At 70.1% G+C, this 20,526-nt stretch carries 17 protein-coding genes; 8 read left to right on the top strand and 9 right to left on the bottom strand.

Features of this window, described 5'->3' with window-relative positions; translation table 11 throughout:
• Window positions 1-72 precede the first annotated feature (72 nt).
• Window positions 73-903, top strand: coding sequence for a posphoenolpyruvate synthetase regulatory kinase/phosphorylase PpsR (gene ppsR, locus ALIDE2_RS08310; protein WP_193353141.1), 831 nt, complete (start codon window positions 73-75; stop codon window positions 901-903).
• Between the two features lie 33 nt (window positions 904-936).
• Here ppsR and ALIDE2_RS08305 read toward each other — a convergent pair whose 3' ends face one another.
• The 8 genes from ALIDE2_RS08305 to ahpC all read right to left on the bottom strand — a co-directional run bounded on the left by ALIDE2_RS08305 (window position 937) and on the right by ahpC (window position 11,480).
• A complete protein-coding gene (locus ALIDE2_RS08305; RefSeq protein ID WP_013721802.1) occupies window positions 937-4,056 on the bottom strand; it encodes an efflux RND transporter permease subunit in 3,120 nt (1,039 codons plus the stop codon).
• A 13-nt stretch (window positions 4,057-4,069) separates the two neighbouring features.
• The gene (locus tag ALIDE2_RS08300) at window positions 4,070-5,182 is read right to left on the bottom strand and encodes an efflux RND transporter periplasmic adaptor subunit (protein ID WP_013721801.1); all 1,113 of its coding nucleotides are present in this window, start codon (window positions 5,180-5,182) and stop codon (window positions 4,070-4,072) included.
• A complete protein-coding gene (locus ALIDE2_RS08295) occupies window positions 5,179-5,724 on the bottom strand; it encodes a hypothetical protein (RefSeq protein ID WP_013519619.1) in 546 nt (181 codons plus the stop codon). Before ALIDE2_RS08295 ends, ALIDE2_RS08300 begins: the two co-directional genes overlap by 4 nt.
• A gap of 107 nt (window positions 5,725-5,831) precedes the next feature.
• Complete coding sequence (locus tag ALIDE2_RS08290; RefSeq protein ID WP_013519620.1) at window positions 5,832-7,100, bottom strand: TolC family protein; 1,269 nt, start codon at window positions 7,098-7,100, stop codon at window positions 5,832-5,834.
• Between the two features lie 181 nt (window positions 7,101-7,281).
• Complete coding sequence (locus ALIDE2_RS08285) at window positions 7,282-7,659, bottom strand: hypothetical protein (protein WP_013519621.1); 378 nt, start codon at window positions 7,657-7,659, stop codon at window positions 7,282-7,284.
• Window positions 7,660-7,714: 55 nt separating this feature from the next.
• Window positions 7,715-9,172: a catalase gene (locus ALIDE2_RS08280; RefSeq protein ID WP_013519622.1), complete on the bottom strand. Its 1,458-nt coding sequence runs from the start codon at window positions 9,170-9,172 to the stop codon at window positions 7,715-7,717.
• A 68-nt stretch (window positions 9,173-9,240) separates the two neighbouring features.
• A complete protein-coding gene (gene ahpF, locus ALIDE2_RS08275; RefSeq protein ID WP_013721800.1) occupies window positions 9,241-10,809 on the bottom strand; it encodes an alkyl hydroperoxide reductase subunit F in 1,569 nt (522 codons plus the stop codon).
• A 95-nt stretch (window positions 10,810-10,904) separates the two neighbouring features.
• Window positions 10,905-11,480, bottom strand: coding sequence for an alkyl hydroperoxide reductase subunit C (gene ahpC / locus ALIDE2_RS08270; RefSeq protein ID WP_013519624.1), 576 nt, complete (start codon window positions 11,478-11,480; stop codon window positions 10,905-10,907).
• 215 nt (window positions 11,481-11,695) lie between these two features.
• Between ahpC and bfr the strand changes: the two genes are divergently transcribed.
• From bfr to flhC, 3 genes are all read left to right on the top strand, one after another.
• The gene (bfr, locus tag ALIDE2_RS08265; RefSeq protein WP_013519625.1) at window positions 11,696-12,172 is read left to right on the top strand and encodes a bacterioferritin; all 477 of its coding nucleotides are present in this window, start codon (window positions 11,696-11,698) and stop codon (window positions 12,170-12,172) included.
• Between the two features lie 226 nt (window positions 12,173-12,398).
• On the top strand, window positions 12,399-12,728 hold the full coding sequence (gene flhD, locus ALIDE2_RS08260) for a flagellar transcriptional regulator FlhD (protein ID WP_013519626.1): 330 nt from the start codon (window positions 12,399-12,401) through the stop codon (window positions 12,726-12,728).
• A gap of 36 nt (window positions 12,729-12,764) precedes the next feature.
• Window positions 12,765-13,304 (top strand): flagellar transcriptional regulator FlhC, encoded by a 540-nt coding sequence (gene flhC / locus ALIDE2_RS08255; RefSeq protein WP_013519627.1) that lies wholly within the window; start codon window positions 12,765-12,767, stop codon window positions 13,302-13,304.
• 32 nt (window positions 13,305-13,336) lie between these two features.
• Here flhC and ppc read toward each other — a convergent pair whose 3' ends face one another.
• Window positions 13,337-16,180 carry a phosphoenolpyruvate carboxylase gene (gene ppc, locus ALIDE2_RS08250; RefSeq protein ID WP_013519628.1) on the bottom strand — a complete coding sequence of 948 codons (2,844 nt, stop codon included), beginning with the start codon at window positions 16,178-16,180 and terminating at the stop codon, window positions 13,337-13,339.
• A gap of 119 nt (window positions 16,181-16,299) precedes the next feature.
• Here ppc and hemC point away from each other — a divergent pair, with 119 nt between their 5' ends.
• The 4 genes from hemC to ALIDE2_RS08230 are packed head-to-tail and all read left to right on the top strand — an operon-like array spanning window position 16,300 to window position 20,431.
• A complete protein-coding gene (gene hemC / locus ALIDE2_RS08245; protein WP_013721799.1) occupies window positions 16,300-17,229 on the top strand; it encodes a hydroxymethylbilane synthase in 930 nt (309 codons plus the stop codon).
• On the top strand, window positions 17,223-18,047 hold the full coding sequence (locus tag ALIDE2_RS08240; RefSeq protein ID WP_013721798.1) for a uroporphyrinogen-III synthase: 825 nt from the start codon (window positions 17,223-17,225) through the stop codon (window positions 18,045-18,047). The genes hemC and ALIDE2_RS08240 overlap by 7 nt, the downstream gene beginning before the upstream one ends.
• A complete protein-coding gene (locus tag ALIDE2_RS08235) occupies window positions 18,037-19,116 on the top strand; it encodes a uroporphyrinogen-III C-methyltransferase (RefSeq protein ID WP_013721797.1) in 1,080 nt (359 codons plus the stop codon). Before ALIDE2_RS08240 ends, ALIDE2_RS08235 begins: the two co-directional genes overlap by 11 nt.
• Window positions 19,117-19,141: 25 nt before the next feature.
• On the top strand, window positions 19,142-20,431 hold the full coding sequence (locus ALIDE2_RS08230) for a heme biosynthesis protein HemY (RefSeq protein ID WP_013519632.1): 1,290 nt from the start codon (window positions 19,142-19,144) through the stop codon (window positions 20,429-20,431).
• Window positions 20,432-20,526 lie beyond the last annotated feature (95 nt).

The following is a 20,526-nucleotide window of genomic DNA, read 5'->3' as shown; positions in this document are numbered from 1 at the left end:
TAGGGGCGCAGCCCGATGCCGCGCACGCCCCGCCGCAGCCGCCCCTCGTTCAACCCTACCCGCCCCCTGTCCATGCTGCCCATGCACACGCGCACCGTGTTCTACATCTCCGACGGCACCGGTATCACGGCCGAGACCTTCGGCAATGCCATCCTGGCCCAGTTCGACATGAGGCCGCGCCACGTGCGCCTGCCTTTCGTGGACACCGTGGACAAGGCGCACCAGGCCGTGCGCCAGGTCAACCACACGGCGGAGCTGGAGGGCAGGAAGCCCATCATCTTCACCACGCTCGTGAACATGGACGTGCTCAGGGTGATACAGGAGGGCTGCAAGGGCATGCTGATGGACATGTTCGGCACCTTCGTGCGCCCGCTGGAGCAGGAGCTGGGCATCAAGTCGCTGCACCGCGTGGGGCGCTTCTCCGACATCACGCGCTCCAAGGAGTACCTCGACCGCATCGAGGCGATCAACTTCAGCCTGGACCACGACGACGGCCAGAGCCACCGCGACCTGGAGGGGGCGGACGTGATCCTGATCGGCGTCTCGCGCAGCGGCAAGACGCCCACCAGTCTGTACCTGGCCATGCAATGCGGCCTGAAGGTGGCGAACTACCCGCTGATCCCGGAGGACTTCGAGCGCCGCCAGCTGCCGCCCGCGCTCATGCCCTACCGCAAGAAGATCTTCGGTCTGACCATCCAGCCCGAGCGCCTGTCCGAGATCCGCAACGAGCGACGCCCGAACTCGCGCTACGCCGACCTGGCCAACTGCCGCTACGAAGTCAACGAGGCCGAGGCCATGATGCGCCGCGCGGGCATACGCTGGCTCTCCACCACGACCAAGAGCATCGAGGAGATCGCCACCACCATCCTGCAGGAGGTGCGGCCCGAGCGGCTGGTGTATTGAGTTCCAGTCCGCCGGGCCGGGGCCAGGGCTGCGTCAGAATGCCTCGGTGCGCTTGTCGTCGAGCAGGCGTTCGGCGTCGCGCCGGCCAAGGAGCCAGAACAGCGCCGGGGTGAGGAAGGTGTCGAGCAAGGTCGAGCTGACCAGCCCCGAGAAGATCACCACCGCCACCGGATGCAGTATCTCGGTGCCCGGACGCTCGGCCTCGAACAGCAGGGGCGCCAGGGCGAAAGCCGTCACCAGGGCCGTCATGAGCACGGGGCTCAGGCGCTCCAGGGAGCCGCGCAGGATCATGGCGTGGTCGAAGCCCTCGCCCTCGGTGCGCATCAGGTTCAGGTAGTGGCTGACCTTCAGGATGCCGTTGCGCACCGAGATGCCCGCCAGCGTGATGAAGCCGATCAGCGCCGCCACCGACAGCGGCTGGCCCGAGATCCACAGCCCCAGCACCGCGCCCACCAGCGCCAGCGGGATGTTGGCCATGATGAGGGCCGACAGCCGCGCCGACTGGTAGCGCGCATAGAGCACGACGAACATCAGCGCCAGCGAGACGACGGCCAGCATCGCGACGAGACGGCTGGCCTCCTCCTGCGCCTGGAACTGCCCGCCCAGGGTGATGAAGTAGCCCTCGGGCAGGCGGGTCCCGTCCACCACGGCGCGGATGTCGGCCACCACGTCCGAGAGCGGCCGCCCCTGGGCGTTGGCCGACAGCACGATGCGCCGGCGCCCGTCGTCACGGCTGATCTGGTTCGGGCCGTCGCCCTCCTCGATGCTGGCCAGGCGCGACAGGGGCACGCGCCCGCGGGGAGTGTCGAGTAGCAGCTGCGCCAGCCCGCCGGGCGCGCGCGCGCTGTCCGGCAGGCGCACCACCAGGGCGAAGCGGCGCCCGCCCTCGACGATCTGCGCGATCTTCTCGCCCTCCACCAGGCCTTGCAGGGTGGCCAGCACCTGGGCCGCGCTCACGCCGTACTGGGCGGCGGCGGCATAGTCCACGCGCACCGTGATCTGCGGCGCCAGCACCTGCTTCTCCACCTCCAGGTCGGCCAGGCCGGCTATGCCCGACAAGCGCGTGCGCAGGCTTTCCGCCTGGCCGCGCAGCGTGTCGAGGTCTTCGCCGAACAGCTTGATGGCGATTTGCGAGCGCACGCCCGAGAGCATGTGGTCTATGCGGTGCGAGATCGGCTGCCCCATGGAGATGGCCGCGGGCAACGGCGCCAGGCGCGCGCGGATGTCGGCCTGCACCTCGCCCATGCTGCGGCGCATCTCGGAAGCGGGCAGCAGGCCCACGTCCAGCTCGCTGACATGCACGCCCTCGGCATGCTCGTCGAGCTCGGCGCGGCCGCTGCGCCGCCCCACGCGGGTGACCTCGGGCACCTCGCGCACCAGGCGCTCGGCCTGGCTGGCCAGGGCCGTGGATTCTGCCAGGGTCACACCCGGATTCAGGCGCATGCCGATGAGCAGCGTGCCCTCGTTGAACGGCGGCAGGAACGTGGTGGGAAACAGCGGCACGGCCGCCGCCGCAGCCAGCACCGCCAACGCCCCCGCCGCCACCGCCTGCCGCGGGCGGTTCAGCACCGCCTGCAGGCCGCTGCGGTAGCGCGCCTTGAGCCAGGCCAGCAGGCGCGTGTCGCCGTGGTCGAGGTTCTTCATGCGCGGCAGCAGGTAGAAGGCCAGCACCGGCGTGACCGTGACCGACACCAGGAGCGAAGCCAGCGTCGAGACGATGAAGGCCACGCCCAGCGGCACGAACAGCCGCCCCTCTATGCCCGGCAGCGCGAACAGCGGCAGGAACACCAGCACGATGATGGCCGTGGCGTAGACGATGCCCGTGCGCACCTCCATGGAGGCAAGCTTGACCACCTCGATGGGGTGCAGCCGCATGCCGGGTTTCTTCTGCCGGTCCATCTTCAGCCGGCGCAGCACGTTCTCCACGTCCACCACGGCGTCGTCCACCAGGCCGCCGATGGCGATCGCCAGTCCTCCCAGCGTCATAGTGTTGATCGACAGGCCGAAGTAGCGGAACACCAGCGCGGAAACAAGGATGGAGACCGGTATGGCCGTGAGCGCGATCACCGTGGGCCGCAGCGTGCCCAGGAAGACGAACAGGATCACCGCCACGAACACCGAGGCGCCAATCAGCTTGCCCTGCAGGGTGTGTACCGAGGCCTCGATGAAGCTCGCCTGGCGGAAGGTGACGCGCGGCGCCTGCATGCCCTCGGGCAGGGATTTCTCCAGCCCGGCCAGGGCCGCCTCGATGCGCCCGGTGAGCGCGATGGTGTCGGCCGTGGGCTGCTTCTGTATGCCCAAGATCACGGCGGGGCCGCCCTCGAAGCCCGCATCGCCACGCTTGGTGGCAGCGGCGAAGCTGACCTCGGCCACCTGGCGCAGCAGCAGGCTCTGGCCGTTGGGCGCGGCCAGTGCCAGGTTCTGCAAGTCCTGCAGGCGCGTGGTCTGGCCCAGGTGGCGGATCAGGTACTCGCGTCCGTTGAGCTCCAGGAAGCCCCCCGAGGTATTGGCCGAAAAGCCCTTGAGCGCGGCCGTCAGCTGCTCGTGCGTGATGCCCAGCTGCGCCATGCGCGCCGTGTCGGGCTGCACCTGGAACTGGCGCACCTCGCCGCCGATCGGTATCACCTGCGCCACGCCGGGGATGGCCAGCAGGCGCGGGCGCAGCACCCAGTCGGCGTACTCGCGCACGGCCATGGACGTGGTGCGCGCGGGGTCGATGGGAATCGCCACTTGCATGATCTCGCCCATGATGGAACTCACCGGCCCCATGGTCGGCGTGATGCCCGGGGGCAGCGCCTCCTCCATCGCCGCAAGGCGCTCAGCCACCATCTGCCGGGCGCGGAAGATGTCCACGCTCCAGTCGAAGGTGACGTAGACGAAGGACAGGCCGGCGCTCGACGTGGAGCGCACGCTCTCCACGCCGGGAAGGCCGTTCATGGAGGTCTCCAGCACAAAGGTGATGAGCTGCTCGACCTCCTGGGCCGCCATGCCGCCGGCCTCGGCCATCAGGGTCACGGTGGGCTTGTTGAGGTCGGGAAACACATCGACCGGCGTGCGCGAAAGGGTGAACGCGCCGTAGGCCATGAGCACCGCCGCCGTCGCCAGGACCAGCAGCCGGTTGGCCAGGCTGTTTTCCAAGAGCCACTTGAACATGTCGCGGGCTCCTTCAGCGCACTTGGTTGATGAGCGCCGCGCCCTGGGTGGCCACGCGCTCGCCAGCCGCCAGGCCCTGGATCACGGCCACGCTCACGCCATCGAGCGGCAGGTAGCCGACGACGCGCGGGACGAACTGCTCGGCCGCGGTCTTGACCCAGACGATGCTCTGGTTGGAGGGGTTGCGCTGCAGCGCGGCCATGGGCACGCGCACCCCGGCCACGCGCGATCGCGTCTGCACCACCAGGCGCACGGGCTGGCCCAGGGCGAGGCTGCCCAGAGCCTGGGCGTCGCCGGCAAAGAACAGCGGCAGGGCCTGCTCGCGCAGACTGCGCGCCGCGCCCACGAAGCGCAGCGGTACGGCCTGGCCGTCCAGGGCCAGGTGGGCGGAGGCGATGTCCTGCGCCTGGGCCGGCTCGTAGGCCAGCGCCTCTATGCGCAGGCGCGCGGGGTCCACCACTTCGAAGATCAGCTCGCGCGCGTCCACCACCTGCCCCGCCACGGCGTTGCTGGAGGCGATCACGCCCGACACCGGCGCCACCAGCGCATCGCGCTGCGCAAGGCCGGCGCCCACGGCGGCCAGGCGCTGGGTGAGGCTGTGCAGTTCGCTCTCCGCCGCCTCGATGTCCTTGCGCGCCACGGTGTCGGCCAGTTCGCGCAGGCGCGCCACGCGCCTCTGCGCCAGGGCCTGGGCGGCGCGCAGCTCGGCCTGCTGCGCGAGCTGGTTCGAGCGCTCTATCGCCCCCGCCGTGGGCACCACGTAGGCCAGCACCTGGCCCTTCTTCACGCTCTGGCCCGGCACGGGCAGCCCCTGGGGGCCGGCCTGCAGCCGCCCGGCCAGAGCGGCCTGCACCTTGCCGCCGGCGTTGGGATCCATGGCCACGGTGCCCGCCAGCTCGAAGGCCTGCGGGTACTCGCCCGCCGCCGCGGCCAGGGCGCGCAGGTTCATCTGGCGCTGCACGCTCTTGGGCACGAAGACGCTGCCGTCGGGCTGGCGGCGCGGGCTCTCGCCGACGGCGGCGGGCGCTGCCTCGTCGTGGCCTTCATGGGCCGGCGCGGCCAGCGGCAGGGCCAGGGCGGTGGCGAGCAGGCAGGCCACGGCGCGCATGTAGAGGCGGCGGCTCATGCGGCACCTCCCGTACGCGCGGCGGCGCTGCGGCGGCTGCGCAGCCAGGCCCACAGCCCCAGGGCCACGCCCGCCAGGCCGGCAGCGGCGGCAAGTAGGGCGGCGCGCGTCCAGCCCCCCTTGTCCGGCGCCTCTGCGGACGCATGCCAGTCGATGTCCGCGGCCAGCCGGTCGGAATCCGCCCCGGCCACCACGGTGGCCGTGACGGGGATCTCTCCATCGGCAAGGGGCTGCGCCAGCTCGGCTTGGTACAGGCCCTCGCCCACGCGGGCCACGGCCACGACCTGGCCGCCCAGGTCGAGCTCCAGCCGCGCGTCCTGCACCGGACTGTTGTCGCCGGCATGGTCGAGGTAGAGCGTGAGCCTGCGTCCGTCGATCACGCCGACCAGCTCGAACCTGTCGGAGACCGCGGCAAAGCGCGGCGCGGCGCCGGCCGGCGGGGCCGCGGGGCCATCGTCGTGGCCCCCATGGGCGCGGGCGGCGGGCATGGCCAACCCCAGCAGCAAGGCCAGGGCGGCCGGGAGAGTACGGGAATGATGCATGGTGAATTCCAGTGAACGCAGCCATAAAGCTGCATTTTTAATAGCTATTAGCGCTTTATTCATGCGCGTTTTGAGCCGTTTTTGATGAATTTCCGGGAAGGCCGCCCTCATTGCGGCAGCAGCCCCAGCGCCTGGCGCAGGGCGGACACGGCGGCAGCGGCGTCGATGCGCGCGCGCAGCGCCTGGCGTTCGGCCTGCACGGCGTCCTGCTCGGCGCGCAGCCGCGTGGGCCAGTCGGCCTCGCCCAGCGCAAAGGCCTTGGCGACGAAGCCGCGCGTGGCGCCGGCCAGCTCGGCATTGCGCGCCATGGCCTGCTCCTGCGCGGCGGCCGCGCTGGCCTGCGCCTGGGCGGCGCGGATGCCGGCGGCCAGGCGCGCGCGCTCGCGCTCCACGCGGGTCTCGAGCTCCAGCGCCTGGGCCAGAGCAGCGGCCTCTCGGGCCTGAGCGCGCACGCCCGCGCCCAGCGGCAGGCGCACGCCCAGCGTGACGGACTGCTGGTAGCGATCGCCGGCCATACCGCGTTCGCTCGATGCCGACAGCGTCAGCTCGGGGTTGGCGCGCGTCTGCACGGCCGCCAGTTCGGCCTGGCGGCGCGCCAGCGCGGCCTGGCGCTCGCCATCGGCCAGGGCCGGATGGCCGTACGCGGCGGCCTGGGGCTGTTGGAGGACGGGAGCGGGCTCCGCGCCCAGGGCTTCGTTCTCGGGCGGCAGAGGCTGGCCATCGCTCCAGACGACCAGCGCCGCCCGGGCGGCGTCGCACGCGCCTTGCGCCTGGGCCAGCGTGGCCTCAGCCTGTGCCTGGACGGCCTGGGCCTGGTAATGGTCGGAGCGTGCCATGTCGCCCGCCGCCAGGCGGCGTGCCACATCGGCGGCCAGGGCGCGCGCATTCTCCAACTGCCCCTGGGCCAGCGCCCGGTCGCTGCAAGCGCGCCGCCAGTTCCACCAGGATTCGCGCACGCGCGCGGCCAGTTCCAGCCGCGCGGCCAAGCCGCTGCTGTCCACGGCCTGCAGCTCTGCGTCGCCCAGCGCCGCCTTGCGCGCGCGCTCGCCGGGCAGCCACAGCGGCAGGGCCACGCCCACAGTGTGCTCGCGCGCACCCAGGCGGCTGCCGATGCGGTCGTTCTTGGTCTGCAGCTCCAGCGCCGCGGGCTCGGGCATCCAGGCGTCGGCGCTGTCGCGCCCGGCCTGCGCGGCCTGGCGGCGCAGCGGCAGCGCCTGCGCCTCGGGCTGGCTCCGCCAGGCCCGCTCAAACAGGGCCTGCAGCGGGGAGACGGCCGGGGTTGCCTGGGCGGCGGCGGACGCCGCCGCCAGCCCCCAGGCCAAGGTTAGTGCGAGGGCCCGCAAGCGGGCCCGGGAAATCTTCCAGACAAATGGCATCCGATATTTCTCCATTGGCATGGCCATGGGTGAAAAATCGGCAAGGCATTGCAGGCGCTGCGGCCAAGCCGCGGCTGCGTCGATGAAAGCCAGTCCCCTCGATCACCGGAGCGGGCGGACTGCACCGCGCCGGATTCCAGTGTTTCAGTGGACCAGGGGCTGCCCCGCCCCGCCTTGCCGCTCAGGCAAGGCCCGGCCAGTTGGGGCGTTCGGGGCGCGCTGGCGCGGGAGCACGCAGCAGCGGCAATACGAAGGGCGCGGGGCGCATGGCGCCCAGGCGCAGCGCGGTGGCAGCGGGCTCGGCATACAGGGCGCTGCCCACGCCGTGACAGACGTGGCAGTCCATGTCCACGCCGCCCGTGCGCACGCTGGTGCCGTCATGGCCATGCGCGCATCCGCCGGATGCGGCTGCGGCGTGGCCGTCGTGGACCAGGTGCTGGTGGTGCCCGAAATGCGCGGCCGCGGGTGCCGTCTCATGCCCGCAATAGCTGGCCGCCGCCGCCCAGATGGACTGCAGCGGCAGGCAAGCCAGTATCAGGATGAGCAGCAGGTGGCGCATGGAAGACTCGCATTTTAAATCCGGATCGCGCGCGCTCCATGGGCGGCGGGCGTCGTCAGCCCGCGTACTCGCTCTCGGGGATGCCCAGGGCCTTGGCCACGCCCGCGCCATAGGCCGGGTCGGCCTTCAGGCAGTTGCGGATGTGGCGCAGCTGCACCTCGCGCGTGGCGCCGCCGATGGAGGCGGCCGTGTTATCGAACAGCGCCTGCCGCTGGGCCGGGTTCATCAGGCGGAACAGCGCTCCGGGTTGCGAGTAGTAGTCGCTGTCCTCGCGGTGGTTCCAGTGGTCGGCCGAGCCCTCCACCGACAGCGGCGGCTCGCGGAAGTCCGGCTGCTCGGCCCATTCGCCGTAGCTGTTGGGCTCGTAGCCGCGGGTGCTGCCGAAGTTGCCGTCCACGCGCATGGCGCCGTCGCGGTGGTAGTGGTGCGCGGGGCAGCGCGGCGCGTTGACCGGGATCTGGTAGTGGTTCACGCCCAGGCGGTAGCGCTGCGCGTCGCCGTAGGAGAACAGCCGCGCCTGCAGCATCTTGTCGGGCGAGAAGCCGATGCCGGGCACCACGCTGGCCGGGTTGAAGGCCGCTTGCTCGACCTCGGCGAAGAAGTTCTCCGGGTTGCGGTTGAGCTCCATCACGCCGACCTCGATCAGCGGATAGTCGCCATGCGGCCAGACCTTGGTCAGATCGAACGGGTTGTAGGGCACCCTGGAGGCGTCCTTCTCGGGCATGACCTGGATCATGAACTTCCAGCGCGGGAAGTCGCCGGCTTCGATGGCGTCGTACAGGTCACGCTGGTGGCTTTCCCGGTCCTTGCCGATCAGGGCCTCGGCCTCGGCGCCGGTCAGGTTGCGGATGCCCTGCTGACACTTGAAGTGGAACTTGACCCAGAAACGCTCGTTGGCCGCGTTGATGAAGCTGAAGGTGTGCGAGCCGAAGCCGTGCATGGTGCGGTAGCTCGCGGGGATGCCACGCTCGGACATGACGATGGTGACCTGGTGCAGCGCCTCGGGCAGCGAGGTCCAGAAGTCCCAGTTGTTCTGCGCGCTGCGCATGTTGGTGCGCGGGTCGCGCTTGACGGCGTGGTTCAGGTCCGGGAACTTGAGCGGGTCGCGCAGGAAGAACACCGGCGTATTGTTGCCCACCATGTCCCAGTTGCCCTGCTCGGTGTAGAACTTGACCGCGAAGCCGCGGATGTCGCGCTCGGCATCGGCCGCGCCGCGCTCGCCCGCGACGGTGGTGAAGCGCGCGAACAGCTCGGTCTTCTTGCCGACCTCGGAGAAGATCCTGGCCTTGGTGTACTTGGTGATGTCGTTGGTGACGGTGAACGTGCCGTAGGCGCCGCTGCCCTTGGCGTGCATGCGCCGCTCAGGGATGACCTCGCGGTCGAAGTGCGCGAGCTTCTCCAGCAGCCAGACGTCCTGCAGCAGGACGGGGCCGCGCGGGCCGGCCGTCATCGTGTTCTGGTTGTCGACCACGGGGCAGCCGAAGGCGGTGGTGAGCTTTTGCTTGTCGGTCATGGTGCATCTCCTGGTGGGGGAAGGAAGAAATGGGCCGGGCCCGCGGGGTGCGGTTCCGGCCCGCGGCGTCATTGCGGTACGCTGGTGCGGATCAAGTGGTCGAAGGCGCTCAAGGCGGCGGTGGCGCCCGCTCCCGCGGCGATGACGATCTGCTTGTACGGAACCGTTGTGCAGTCACCCGCGGCGAACACGCCGGGCACACTGGTCTGGCCCTTGGCGTCGATGACGATCTCGCCGAACTTGGACAGCTCCACCGTTCCCATGAGCCAGTCGGTGTTGGGCAGCAGGCCGATCTGCACGAAGATGCCTTCGAGCTCCACGCGCTTTTCCTCGCCCGTAGCCCGGTCCTTGTAGGCCAGCGCGTTGACCTTGCTGCCGTCGCCCAGCACCTCGGTGGTCTGGGCATTGAGCACCACGTCCACATTGGGCAGGCTGGCGAGCTTCTTCTGCAGCACGGCGTCGGCCTTGAGCTGGGGCATGAACTCGAACACCGTGACATGCGCCACCACGCCGGCCAGGTCGATGGCCGCCTCGACGCCCGAGTTGCCGCCGCCGATCACTGCCACGCGCTTGCCCTTGTAGAGCGGGCCGTCGCAGTGCGGGCAATAGGCCACGCCCTTGGTGCGGTACTGCTCCTCGCCGGGCACGTTCATGTTGCGCCAGCGCGCGCCGGTCGAGAGGATGACGGTTTTGCTCTTCAGCACGGCGCCGTTGTCCATCTCCACCTCGATCAGGCCACCGCTCTGGCTGGCGGGCCTGAGCGCCTTGGCGCGCTGCAGGTTCATCACGTCCACGTCGTACGCGTTCACGTGCTGCTGCAGCGCGGCAGCGAACTGCGGGCCCTCGGTGCGGGGGATGGAGATGTAGTTCTCGATGTCCAGCGTGTCGTTGACCTGGCCACCGAAGCGCTCGGCCGCCACGCCGGTGCGGATGCCCTTGCGCGCTGCGTACACGGCCGCCGCGGCGCCGGCTGGGCCGCCGCCGACGATGAGTACGTCGAACGCTTCCTTGGCCGAGAGCTTGGCGGCCTCGCGCCTGGCGGCGCCGGTGTCGAGCTTGGCGACGATCTCGGCCAGCTCCATGCGGCCCGCGCCGAACACCTGGCCGTTCAGGTAAACCATGGGCACAGCCATGATCTCGCGCTCGGTCACCTCCTGCTGGAAGGCGCCGCCCTCGATCACCGTGGTCTTGACCTTGGGGTTGAGCACGGCCATGAGCGACAGGGCCTGCACCACGTCGGGGCAGTTGTGGCAGGTCAGGCTCATGTAGACCTCGAAGTTGAAGTCGCCGTCGAGCGAGCGCACCTGCTCGATCAGGTCCTGCTCCACCTTGGGCGGATGGCCGCCCGTCCATAGCAGCGCCAGCACCAGCGAGGTGAATTCATGGCCCAGGGGCAGGCCCGCGAAGCGCAGGCTGGTGCCCGCGCCCACGCGCTGCAGCGTGAACGAGGGCTTGCGCGCATCCTGGCCGTCGGTGCGCAGGCTGATCTTGTCGCTGCGCAGCGACTGGATGGTCGTGAGCAGTTCGCGCATCTGCGCCGAGGTCTCGCCGTCGTCCAGGGAAGCCACCATCTCGAACGGTTGCGTCACGCGCTCCAGGTAGGCGGCGAGTTGGGATTTGAGTTGATCGTCAAGCATGGTGGATTCCTTGTTCTGAAAAAGCAGGGGCGTAAAAAAGCCGGACGGCAGAGCGCACGCGCCCTGCGTCTGTCCGGCTGCGTAGCGTCTTGCGCTTAGATCTTGCCAACCAGGTCCAGCGAAGGAGTCAGCGTCTTGGCGCCTTCCTTCCACTTGGCCGGGCACACCTGGTCAGGATGCGCAGCCGTGAACTGGGCCGCCTTGAGCTTGCGCAGGGTTTCCGACACATCGCGGGCGATCTCGTTGGAGTGGATCTCCAGCGTCTTGATCACGCCATCGGGGTTGATCACGAAGGTGCCGCGCAGCGCCAGGCCTTCCTCGGGGATGTGCACGCCGAAGGCGTTGGTCAGCTGATGCGTGGGGTCGCCCACCAGCGGGAACTTGGCCTTGCCCACGGCGGCGGACGTCTCGTGCCACACCTTGTGCGAGAAATGCGTGTCGGTGGTCACGATATAGACCTCGGCACCGGCCTTCTGGAACTCGGCATAGTGCTCGGCTGCGTCCTCGATCTCGGTCGGGCAGTTGAAGGTGAAGGCGGCAGGCATGAAGATCAGCACGGACCACTTGCCCTTGAGGCTTTGCTCGGTCACTTCGATGAACTCGCCCTTGCCGCCACGGTTCACGAAAGCGGTGGTCTTGAAGGGTTGAACTTGGGTATTGATCAGGGACATCGTTGTTTCCTTTCGGTTGCGGTTGAGTGATGACAGGACTGGAGTCTAGGCTGAAGTTGAGAATGAATCCAATCAATTGATTTCATTGATTTGATTGTCCAAAACTATATAGGTTCCCGCTCCCCGCGGAAATGGTCCGGTGGATTGCTGCGACAACGCTCCAGCTGTCCGACAATGCCTCCTGAATCCATCCACCCCACATCCAGGAGCACCCCATGCAAGGCGACGCCCAAGTCATCTCCCACCTGCAGGCCCAGCTGAAGAATGAGCTCACGGCCATCAACCAGTACTTCGTGCACTACCGCATGCTCAAGCACTGGGGCTTCGACAAGCTGGCCAAGAAGGAGTACGAGGAGTCCATCGGCGAGATGAAGCATGCCGACAAGCTCATGGACCGCATCTTCATGCTCGACGGCCTGCCCAATCTGCAGGATCTGGGCAAGCTGCAGATCGGCGAGGACGTGCCCGAGATCCTGGAATGCGACCTGCGCGCGGAGCATGGCGCCCAGGCAACCGTCAAGGAAGGCATCGCCTACTGCGAGTCGGTGCGCGACTACGTTTCGCGCGACCTGCTGCAGGAGATCCTGGAGGACACCGAGGAGCACATCGATTTCCTGGAGACCCAGATCGAACTCGTGAACAAGGTCGGCCTGCAGAACTACCTGCAGTCGCAGATGGGCAACGCGGACTGACATTCCCACCGCAATGGCGTGCAACGGGCTTCGGCCCGTTTTTCGCGCGCAGGCCGACACCGGTGTAAGGCAAATTCCTACAAGCCCCGTCAGTCAGCCGGACGCAACGCAGCGCGGAACCCCGACTTAATTTCCTTTTGGGCGGGTTTCACAATCCATTTCAACGGATCACGCAACACATGCAACAGCATGCAAGGCAAGATCCACCACTGGAAAGGATTCACTCATGACCTCAGAACAACTGCTTGCCGAAATCCGTGAAGCCAACCTCACCTACCTGATGCTGGCCCAGACCCTGATCCGCCAGGACAAGGCCGAGGCCGTTTTCCGCCTGGGGCTCAATGAGGAGGCCGCCGACATCCTGGCCTCGCTCTCGGCCGCCCAGGTGCTCAAGCTGGCCTCGCGCAACACGCTGCTGTGCAGCTTCCGCGTGGACGACGAGCTGGTGTGGAGCCTGCTGACCAACCACAACACTCCGCGCAAGGCAGCCAGCGAAGCCACCAACACGCTGCACGCCAACATCCTCATGGCCAGCCGCGTATCCGAAGTGCTCTGAAGCCCGCCCACCCGCCACCACTTTCCGAAAGCCAACATGTCCGCACCTGCCAAGAGCGTCCTCAACGAGTCCAAGCAAATCGAACGCGCCGCCATGCTCATCGAAATGGGGGCCCGCATGCAGGTACTGGAGTCCGAGACCACGCTGTCGTACGAGCGCCTGATACGCCTGTACAAGGAGATCGCGGGCAAGTCGCCTTCCAAGGGGCAGCTGCCGTTCTCGACGGACTGGTTCCTCACCTGGCAGGAGAACATCCACAGCTCGCTGTTCCTGAACATCTACGAATACCTGTCCAAGGGCGTGAGCCTGGACAGCGTGGAACTGCTCACCAAGGCCTACCGCCTCTACAACGAGCAGGTGGCGGCCGCACAGATCGAGCCCCTGCTGTCGTTCACGCGCGCCTGGCGCCTCGTCAAGTTCGTCGATGCGGGCATGCTCACGCGCACCAAGTGCTCGCAGTGCGGCGGCCAGTTCGTCACTGAGCTGTACGAGAACCGCCACTACACCTGCGGCCTGTGCAACCCGCCGGCACGCGCGGGCAAGAGCAAGAGCGCGGGCGCGCTCACGCTGCACTGAATCGCTTCGGCGGCGCGCCCGGCCGCCATTGATCAACCGGTATTGCGCAGGCCCGCCGCGATGCCGTTGATGCAGATGTGGATGCCGGTCTGCACACGCTCGTCGCCCTGGCCGGCGCGCCAGCGGCGCACCAGCTCCACCTGCAGGTGGTGCAGCGGGTCGATGTAGGGAAAGCGGTGGCGCATCGAGCGCGCCAGCGCCGTATTGGCCGCCAGGCGCTGCTTCTCGCCGGTGATGCGCGTGAGGGCCTCCGACGTGCGCTGCCATTCCTGCTCGATGGCGGAGAACACCTTCTTGCGCAGCCGCGCATCGGCCACCAGCTCGCTGTAGCGGGAGGCCAGCGCCAGGTCGCTCTTGGCCAGCACCATGTCCATGTTTGACAGCAGCGTGCGGAAGAACGGCCATTGGCGGTACATCTTCTGCAGCAGCGCCAGCCGCGACTTGGGGTCCTGGCCCGGCGCTTCCACGAAGGCCTGCACCGCCGCCCCGAAACCGAACCAGCCCGGCAGCGTGAGGCGGCACTGGCCCCAGCTGAAGCCCCAGGGAATGGCACGCAGGTCCTCGATGCGCTGGCTGGGCTTGCGCGATGCGGGGCGCGAGCCGATGTTGAGCTGCGCGATCTCGCGGATCGGCGTGGCGCCGAAGAAATAGTCCACGAAGCCCGGCGTCTCGTACACCAGGGCGCGGTAGGCCGCCATGCTGTCGCGCGACAGCTGCTCGGCCGCCTCCAGGAAGGCCTTGGTCGCGGGCTTGGTGGGCTGCAGCAGCGTGGCCTCCAGCGTGGCGGCGACCAGCGTTTCGAGGTTGCGCCGGCCAATCTCGGGGTTGGCGTACTTGGATGCGATCACCTCGCCCTGCTCGGTCAGGCGGATCTGCCCGCGCACGGTGCCGGGCGGCTGCGCCAGGATGGCCTGGTAGCTCGGGCCGCCACCGCGCCCCACGGTGCCGCCGCGGCCGTGGAACATGCGCAGCCGTATAGGCGCGCCGCCCTTGGCGGCGTTGAGCTCGTCGAACAGCGCCACGAGCGCGATCTCGGCGCGGTACAGCTCCCAGTTGCTGGTGAAGATGCCGCCGTCCTTGTTGCTGTCGCTGTAGCCCAGCATGATGTCCTGCTCCGCGCCGCTGGCGCGCACGAGCTGCGCGATGCCGGGGATGGCATAGAACTCGCGCATGATGGGCGCGGCATTGCGCAGGTCCTCGATGGTCTCGAACAGCGGCACGACGATCAGGTCGGCACAGGCGCCGGCATCGAGCGTGCCCCGCATGAGGCCCACTTCCTTCTGCAGCAGCAGCACCTCCAGCAGGTCGCTCACCGTCTCGGTGTGGCTGATGATGTAGTGGCGGATGGCATCCTTGCCGTAGCGTTCGCGCATCAGCCGCGCGGTCTCGAAGATGGCGAGCTCGTTCATCGCGAGCTCCGAGTACTGCGCACCCACCACGCGCAGCGGCCGCGCGTCGCACAGCAGACGCAGGAGCAGGGCGCGGCGCTCGGGCTCGGGCAGGGCCGCGTAGTCGGCCTGCACGCGCGCCGTGGCCAGTAGCTCGGCCACCACGTGCTCGTGCTGGTCCGAGCTCTGGCGCAGGTCCACCGTCGCCAGGTGGAAGCCGAACACCTCTACCGCGCGTATCAGCGGGCGCAGGCGCTCGGCCGTGAGCGCGGCGCCGCGGTGCGACTGCAGCGAGGCCTCGATGACGCGCAGGTCGGCCAGGAACTCCTCGGCGCTGACGTAGGCGTTCTGCGGCGCCACGGCGTGGCGCGCGGCATCGCCGCCGCTGAGATCCTTGAGCGTCGCGGCCAGGCGCGCATAGACGCCGGCGAGCACGCGACGGTAGGGCTCGTCCTGGCGGTGCTCGCTGGTGTCGGGCGAGCGCACGGCCAGCTCCTGCATCTCGGGCGAGACCTGCACCAAGTTGGCCGACAGCGACAGCTCGCGGCCCAGGTGGTGCACCTCGGTCAGGTAGTGGCGCAACGCCACATCGGACTGGCGGCGCAGAGCCAGGGCCAGCGTGGCAGCGCTCACGTTGGGGTTGCCGTCGCGGTCGCCCCCTATCCACTGGCCCATGCGCAGGAAGCTGGCCACGCTCTGGTTGCCTCCGAGCTCGCGTTCCAGGTCGGCGTAGATGCGCGGTATCTCCTGCAGGAAGGTCGATTCATAGTACGAGAGCGCGTTCTCGATCTCGTCGGCCACGGTCAGCTTGGAGTAGCGCAGCAGCCGCGTCTGCCACAGCTGGGCCACGCGCGCGCGCAGCTGCGCCTCGTTGGCGGCCAGCTCGCGCGGGCTCACGGTGTCCTTGGCGCTGTTGTAGAGCTGGGCGCGGGCCAGGATGTCGTCGCGCCGGGCGAGCAACTGCGCGATCTCGCGCTCGGCGTCCAGGATGCTCTTGCGCTGCACCTCGGTCGGGTGGGCCGTGAGCACGGGCGCCACGTAGCTCGTGGCCAGGGTCTGCGCCACCGTGCGCGGCGCGATGCCGGCCCAGCGCAGGCGCGCCAGCGCCACCTCGATGCTGCCCTCCTGGCTGCTGCCCGCGCGCTCGTGCACGGCGCGGCGGCGGATGTGGTGGCGGTCCTCGGCCAGGTTGGCCAGGTGGCTGAAATAGGTGAAGGCGCGGATCACGCTCACCGTCTGGTCGCCCGTCAGGCTCTTGAGCAGCTTCTTGAGCATGCGGTCGGCCTCATGGTCCGCGTCGCGGCGGAAGGCCACCGACAGCTTGCGGACCTGCTCCACCACCTCGTAGGCGGCCACCCCCTCCTGCTCGCGGATCACGTCGCCCAGGATGCGCCCAAGCAGGCGGATGTCCTGGATCAGCGGCAGGTCCTTATCGGTCCTGCGGGCGGGCGACGCGGCGGCGTCGGTCTTGCGGGCGGGGGCGGTCATACGCGGGTGTCTCCTGGTGCGCCGGTAAAGGGAAATGGCAAGGTTTGTGTTGCGGCGCAGCATGCTAGCATTGCCCGCTGCCCCGCCGCCGTGTCCGCAGGGTCCATCCGCATGCCGTCATGACCACCTCCAGCGCCCTTCCCCCCATCGTCATCGCCACGCGCGAAAGCCAGCTCGCCCTGTGGCAGGCCGAGCATGTGCAGGCCCTACTCGCCGCACGCGGGCACAGCGTGTCGCTGCTGGGCATGACCACGCGCGGCGACCAGATCCTGGACCGCACGCTGTCCAAGGTAGGCGGCAAGGGCCTGTTCGTCAAGGAGCTGGAGGTGGCACTGGAGGAAGGCCGCGCCGACATCGCCGTGCACTCGCTCAAGGACGTGCCCATGGAGCTGCCCGACGGCTTCGCCCTGGCCTGCATCATGGAGCGCGAGGACCCGCGCGACGCCTTCGTTTCGCCGCACCATGCGAGCCTGGACGAGCTGCCGCAGGGCGCGGTGGTCGGTACGTCGAGCCTGCGCCGCCAGGTGCTGCTGCAGGCGCTGCGGCCCGACCTGAAGATAGAGCCGCTGCGCGGCAACGTGCAGACGCGCCTGCGCAAGCTCGACGAGGGCCAGTACGCCGCCATCGTGCTCGCTGCCGCGGGCCTCAAGCGCCTGGGCCTGCACGAGCGCATCCGCAGCGTCTTCGAGCCCGGCCAGATGCTGCCCGCCGCCGGCCAGGGCGCGCTGGGCATAGAGATCCGCAGCCAGCGCCAGGACCTGCGCGACGCGCTCGCCCCGCTGGCGCACGAGCGCACCTGGCTCACCGTCACGGCCGAGCGCGCCGTGAGCCGCGCCATGGGCGGCAGCTGCTCCATGCCCCTGGCCGCCCACGGCGTCTGGAGCGGCGACACGCTCCGGCTGCAGGCCGCCTGGGGCGACGTCGAGGGCCGGCTGCCGCTGGTGCGCGCCGAGGGCAGCAGCCGAGTGGCCACGCTGGACGAGGCCGATGCGCTGGGCCTGGCCGTGGCCGGGCGGCTGCGCGCCGCCGGCGCCGTGGCCGCATGCTGAGCGTGGCCGCACCGCCGCGCGCCATCGTCACGCGCCCCGCACGCGAGGCGGCCCAATGGGTGACCGACCTGCAGGCGCACGGCATCGCGGCGGCGGCGCTGCCGCTCATCGCCATCGGGGCGGTGGCCGATCCCGCGCTGCGCGAGGCGCTGCAGCGCGCCCGCGCGCGCCTGGGCAGCTACCGCGCCGTGATGTTCGTCAGCGGCAACGCCGTGCAGTATTTCTTTGAAGAAAATCAGGCTCCAGGGCTTTCCCAGAAAGCGCTTGCAGCTATCAATACCAGAGTATGGGCACCCGGCCCCGGCACCGTGGCGGCGCTGCGCCAGACGGGGCTACCGGCATCGCGCATCGACGCACCCGGCGCCGATGCGGCGCAGTTCGACTCCGAGGCGCTGTGGCAGGTCGTGGCGCCGCAGATCAGCCCCGGCGACCGCGTCCTCGTCGTGCGCGGCAGCAGCGCCCCCGCAGCCGAGGGCGGCAACGGGCGCGAATGGCTCGCAGGCCAGATCAGCGCGGCCGGCGGCGCCGTGGACTTCGTCGCCGCCTACGAGCGCAGGGCGCCGCGGCTCGATGCCGCCGGGCAGGCACTGGCGCGCACGGCCGCCGGCGACGGCTCCCTCTGGCTGCTGAGCAGCTCCGAGGCCGTGACCCACTTGGCCGCCGCCCTGCCAGGCCAGGACTGGAGCCGCGCGCGCGCCCTGGCCACCCATCCGCGCATCGCGCAGGCAGCGCGCGCGGCCGGTTTCGGCACCGTTTTGGAGTGCCGCCCCTCGTTCGCGGAAGTGGTCGCATCGATAGAATCGCCGCATGAGCAATGAGTCGCCCCCCGAGTTGACCGCCTCCGCGCCGCCGGCCCCCCGGACACCCACGCCCTCCTCCGGCAGCGGCGCGGCGCTCTTCACGCTGAGCGTCATCTCCATGGCCGCGCTGGTGGGCTCGGCGCTGCTGTGGCAGCGCCTGTCCTCCATCCAGGAACAGCTGGCGCGCCAGACCGCCGACTCCGGCGCCCAGGCCATCGAGGCCCGCGCCCTCGCGCAGCAGGCGCAGGACTTGGCGCGCGACACCTCGGCCCGCCTGGCCGTGGCCGAGGCGCGCGTGGGCGAGGTGGCGCTGCAGCGCAGCCAGCTCGAGGAGCTCATGCAAAGCCTGTCGCGTTCGCGCGACGAAAACCTGGTGGTGGACATCGACGCTGGCCTGCGCCTGGCGCAGCAGCAGGCGCAGCTCACGGGCAGCCTGCAGCCGCTGGTGGCGGCGCTCAGGAGCGCCAGCCAGCGCATAGAACGCGCCGCCCAGCCGAGGCTGGCGCCCGTGCAGCGCGCCATGGGCCAGGACCTGGAGCGCCTGGAGCATGCCTCCGTCACCGACACGGCCGGCCTGCTGGGCCGCCTGGACGACTTGGTGCGCCAGGTGGACGACCTGCCGCTCGTCAGCGGCGTGGCCCAGGCAGCCGCCATGCGCCACCAGGCGGGCAACGGACAGCCCGCCGCCGCGGCAGCGGCCGCCGCCAGCGAGCCGCGCTGGCAAGCCGCGCTGCGCCGCACCTGGGAAGGCGTGCGCGACGAGACCCGCGGCCTGGTGCGCGTGAGCCGCATAGACCACCCCGACGCCATGCTGCTCGCCCCCGACCAGGCCTTCTTCCTGCGCGAGAACCTCAAGCTCAAGCTGCTCAACGCCCGCCTGGCCCTGCTGGCGCGGCGCATGGACTCGGCGCGCACCGATCTGGCGGCCGCCACCGCGGCGCTCAACAAGTACTTCGACCCGGCCTCGCGCCGCACGCAGAACGCCGCCACGGCGCTGCAGCAGCTGCAAAGCCACACGAAGGCCGCCGAGACGCCCCAGCTCGACGACACCTTCGCCGCCCTGGCCACGGCCGCGGCCGGCCGCTGACCCGCTGCAGGACGGATCCCTCACCATGCGTGCAGCACTCTGGTTCCTGGCACTGTTCGGCGCGGCCGTCGCGCTGGCGCTGTTCGCGGGCAACAACCAGGGCACGGTCACCGTGTTCTGGCCGCCCTACCGCGTCGACCTGTCGCTCAACCTGGTGGTGGTGCTGCTGCTGGGCGGCTTCACCCTGCTCTACGCCGCGCTGCGCGGGCTCTCGGCGCTGCTGCAGCTGCCGCTGCAGGCGCGGCGCTGGCGCCTGCAGCAGAAGGAACGCGCCATGCACGGCGCGCTGCTCGACGCACTGTCGCAGATGCTGGCCGGGCGCTTCCTGCGCGCGCGCAAGGCGGCCGAATCTGCGATCGAGCAGGAAAAGGCGCTCGAGGACGCCAGGCACGGCCTGCCCCACGGCCGCCAGCTGCGCACGCTGGCCCATCTGGTGGCGGCGGAGAGCTCGCACGCGCTGCAGGACCGCGGCACGCGCGAATCGCACCTGCAGCTGGCCCTGGACAGCATCCCGGAACGCGGGCCCGCCTCCATTCTGGAGCTGCGCGAGGGCGCGCAACTGCGCGCCGCGCGCTGGTCGCTGGACGAGCGCGACGCGAGCACCGCGCTGGAGCGCCTGTCCGCCCTGCCCGCCGGCACGGCGCGCCGCACGCTGGCGCTGCGCGCCCGGCTCAAGGCCACGCGCCTGTCGCACATGACGGAGCAGGCCCTGGAGACCGCGCGCCTGCTGGGCAAGCACCGCGCGTTCTCGCCGGCCGCGGCCGAGAGCATCGTGCGCGGCCTGGCCGTGGAGCTCATCAACGGCGCCCACGACCCGTCCCAGCTGCAGCGCATCTGGCTCGGCCTGGAGAGCGCCGAGCGCGGCATGCCCGAGATCGCCGTGCAGGCCGCGCAGCGCCTGTCGCGGCTCGGCGGCGAGGCGGCGCAGGTGCGCGCTTGGCTGCTGCCCGTGTGGGAGCGCATGGTCGATCCGGCCCAGTCCGCCCTGCCCGACCAGCAGGCGCTGAAGGTGGTGCAGGCCCTGGAGGCCAGCCTCGAAGGGCTGGACGCGCTCTGGCTCGCGCGCATCGAGGCCGCTCAGCAGGCGAACCCACGCGATGCGCGCCTGCAATACCTCTCGGCCGTGGCCTGCATGCAGCGCGAGCTGTGGGGCAAGGCCCAGCACCTGTTCACACAGGCGGCGCAGCAGCTGCGCGACGCGCCGCTGCGCGCCAGCGCCTGGCGCCACCTGGCGGAACTCGCCGGGCAGCGCGGCGACGGCGCGGCCGCCGCGCACGCTTGGCAGCAGGCCGCCCTGCAGCGCACGGCAGACTGACCCGGCCGGGCGCGCCGCGCCCGCGCCCGCGCCATCGCTACACCCTCCCATCGCACTTCGGGCGCATCCGCGCTCCGGACTTGGCCGGTAGCACT

The organism is Alicycliphilus denitrificans K601, from assembly GCF_000204645.1.
Taxonomy (GTDB): domain Bacteria; phylum Pseudomonadota; class Gammaproteobacteria; order Burkholderiales; family Burkholderiaceae_C; genus Alicycliphilus; species Alicycliphilus denitrificans.
Note: the sequence above shows the minus strand (reverse complement) of the source record. Positions and strands in the feature narration are given on the sequence as shown.

Bases quoted from the DNA above. Each gene is read 5' to 3' on its own strand.
- ppsR (WP_193353141.1), top strand. From the start codon at position 73: ATGCTGCCCATGCACACGCGCACCGTGTTCTACATCTCCGACGGCACC.
- ALIDE2_RS08305 (WP_013721802.1), bottom strand. From the start codon at position 4,056: ATGTTCAAGTGGCTCTTGGAAAACAGCCTGGCCAACCGGCTGCTGGTC.
- ALIDE2_RS08300 (WP_013721801.1), bottom strand. From the start codon at position 5,182: ATGAGCCGCCGCCTCTACATGCGCGCCGTGGCCTGCCTGCTCGCCACC.
- ALIDE2_RS08295 (WP_013519619.1), bottom strand. From the start codon at position 5,724: ATGCATCATTCCCGTACTCTCCCGGCCGCCCTGGCCTTGCTGCTGGGG.
- ALIDE2_RS08290 (WP_013519620.1), bottom strand. From the start codon at position 7,100: ATGCCATTTGTCTGGAAGATTTCCCGGGCCCGCTTGCGGGCCCTCGCA.
- ALIDE2_RS08285 (WP_013519621.1), bottom strand. From the start codon at position 7,659: ATGCGCCACCTGCTGCTCATCCTGATACTGGCTTGCCTGCCGCTGCAG.
- ALIDE2_RS08280 (WP_013519622.1), bottom strand. From the start codon at position 9,172: ATGACCGACAAGCAAAAGCTCACCACCGCCTTCGGCTGCCCCGTGGTC.
- ahpF (WP_013721800.1), bottom strand. From the start codon at position 10,809: ATGCTTGACGATCAACTCAAATCCCAACTCGCCGCCTACCTGGAGCGC.
- ahpC (WP_013519624.1), bottom strand. From the start codon at position 11,480: ATGTCCCTGATCAATACCCAAGTTCAACCCTTCAAGACCACCGCTTTC.
- bfr (WP_013519625.1), top strand. From the start codon at position 11,696: ATGCAAGGCGACGCCCAAGTCATCTCCCACCTGCAGGCCCAGCTGAAG.
- flhD (WP_013519626.1), top strand. From the start codon at position 12,399: ATGACCTCAGAACAACTGCTTGCCGAAATCCGTGAAGCCAACCTCACC.
- flhC (WP_013519627.1), top strand. From the start codon at position 12,765: ATGTCCGCACCTGCCAAGAGCGTCCTCAACGAGTCCAAGCAAATCGAA.
- ppc (WP_013519628.1), bottom strand. From the start codon at position 16,180: ATGACCGCCCCCGCCCGCAAGACCGACGCCGCCGCGTCGCCCGCCCGC.
- hemC (WP_013721799.1), top strand. From the start codon at position 16,300: ATGACCACCTCCAGCGCCCTTCCCCCCATCGTCATCGCCACGCGCGAA.
- ALIDE2_RS08240 (WP_013721798.1), top strand. From the start codon at position 17,223: ATGCTGAGCGTGGCCGCACCGCCGCGCGCCATCGTCACGCGCCCCGCA.
- ALIDE2_RS08235 (WP_013721797.1), top strand. From the start codon at position 18,037: ATGAGCAATGAGTCGCCCCCCGAGTTGACCGCCTCCGCGCCGCCGGCC.
- ALIDE2_RS08230 (WP_013519632.1), top strand. From the start codon at position 19,142: ATGCGTGCAGCACTCTGGTTCCTGGCACTGTTCGGCGCGGCCGTCGCG.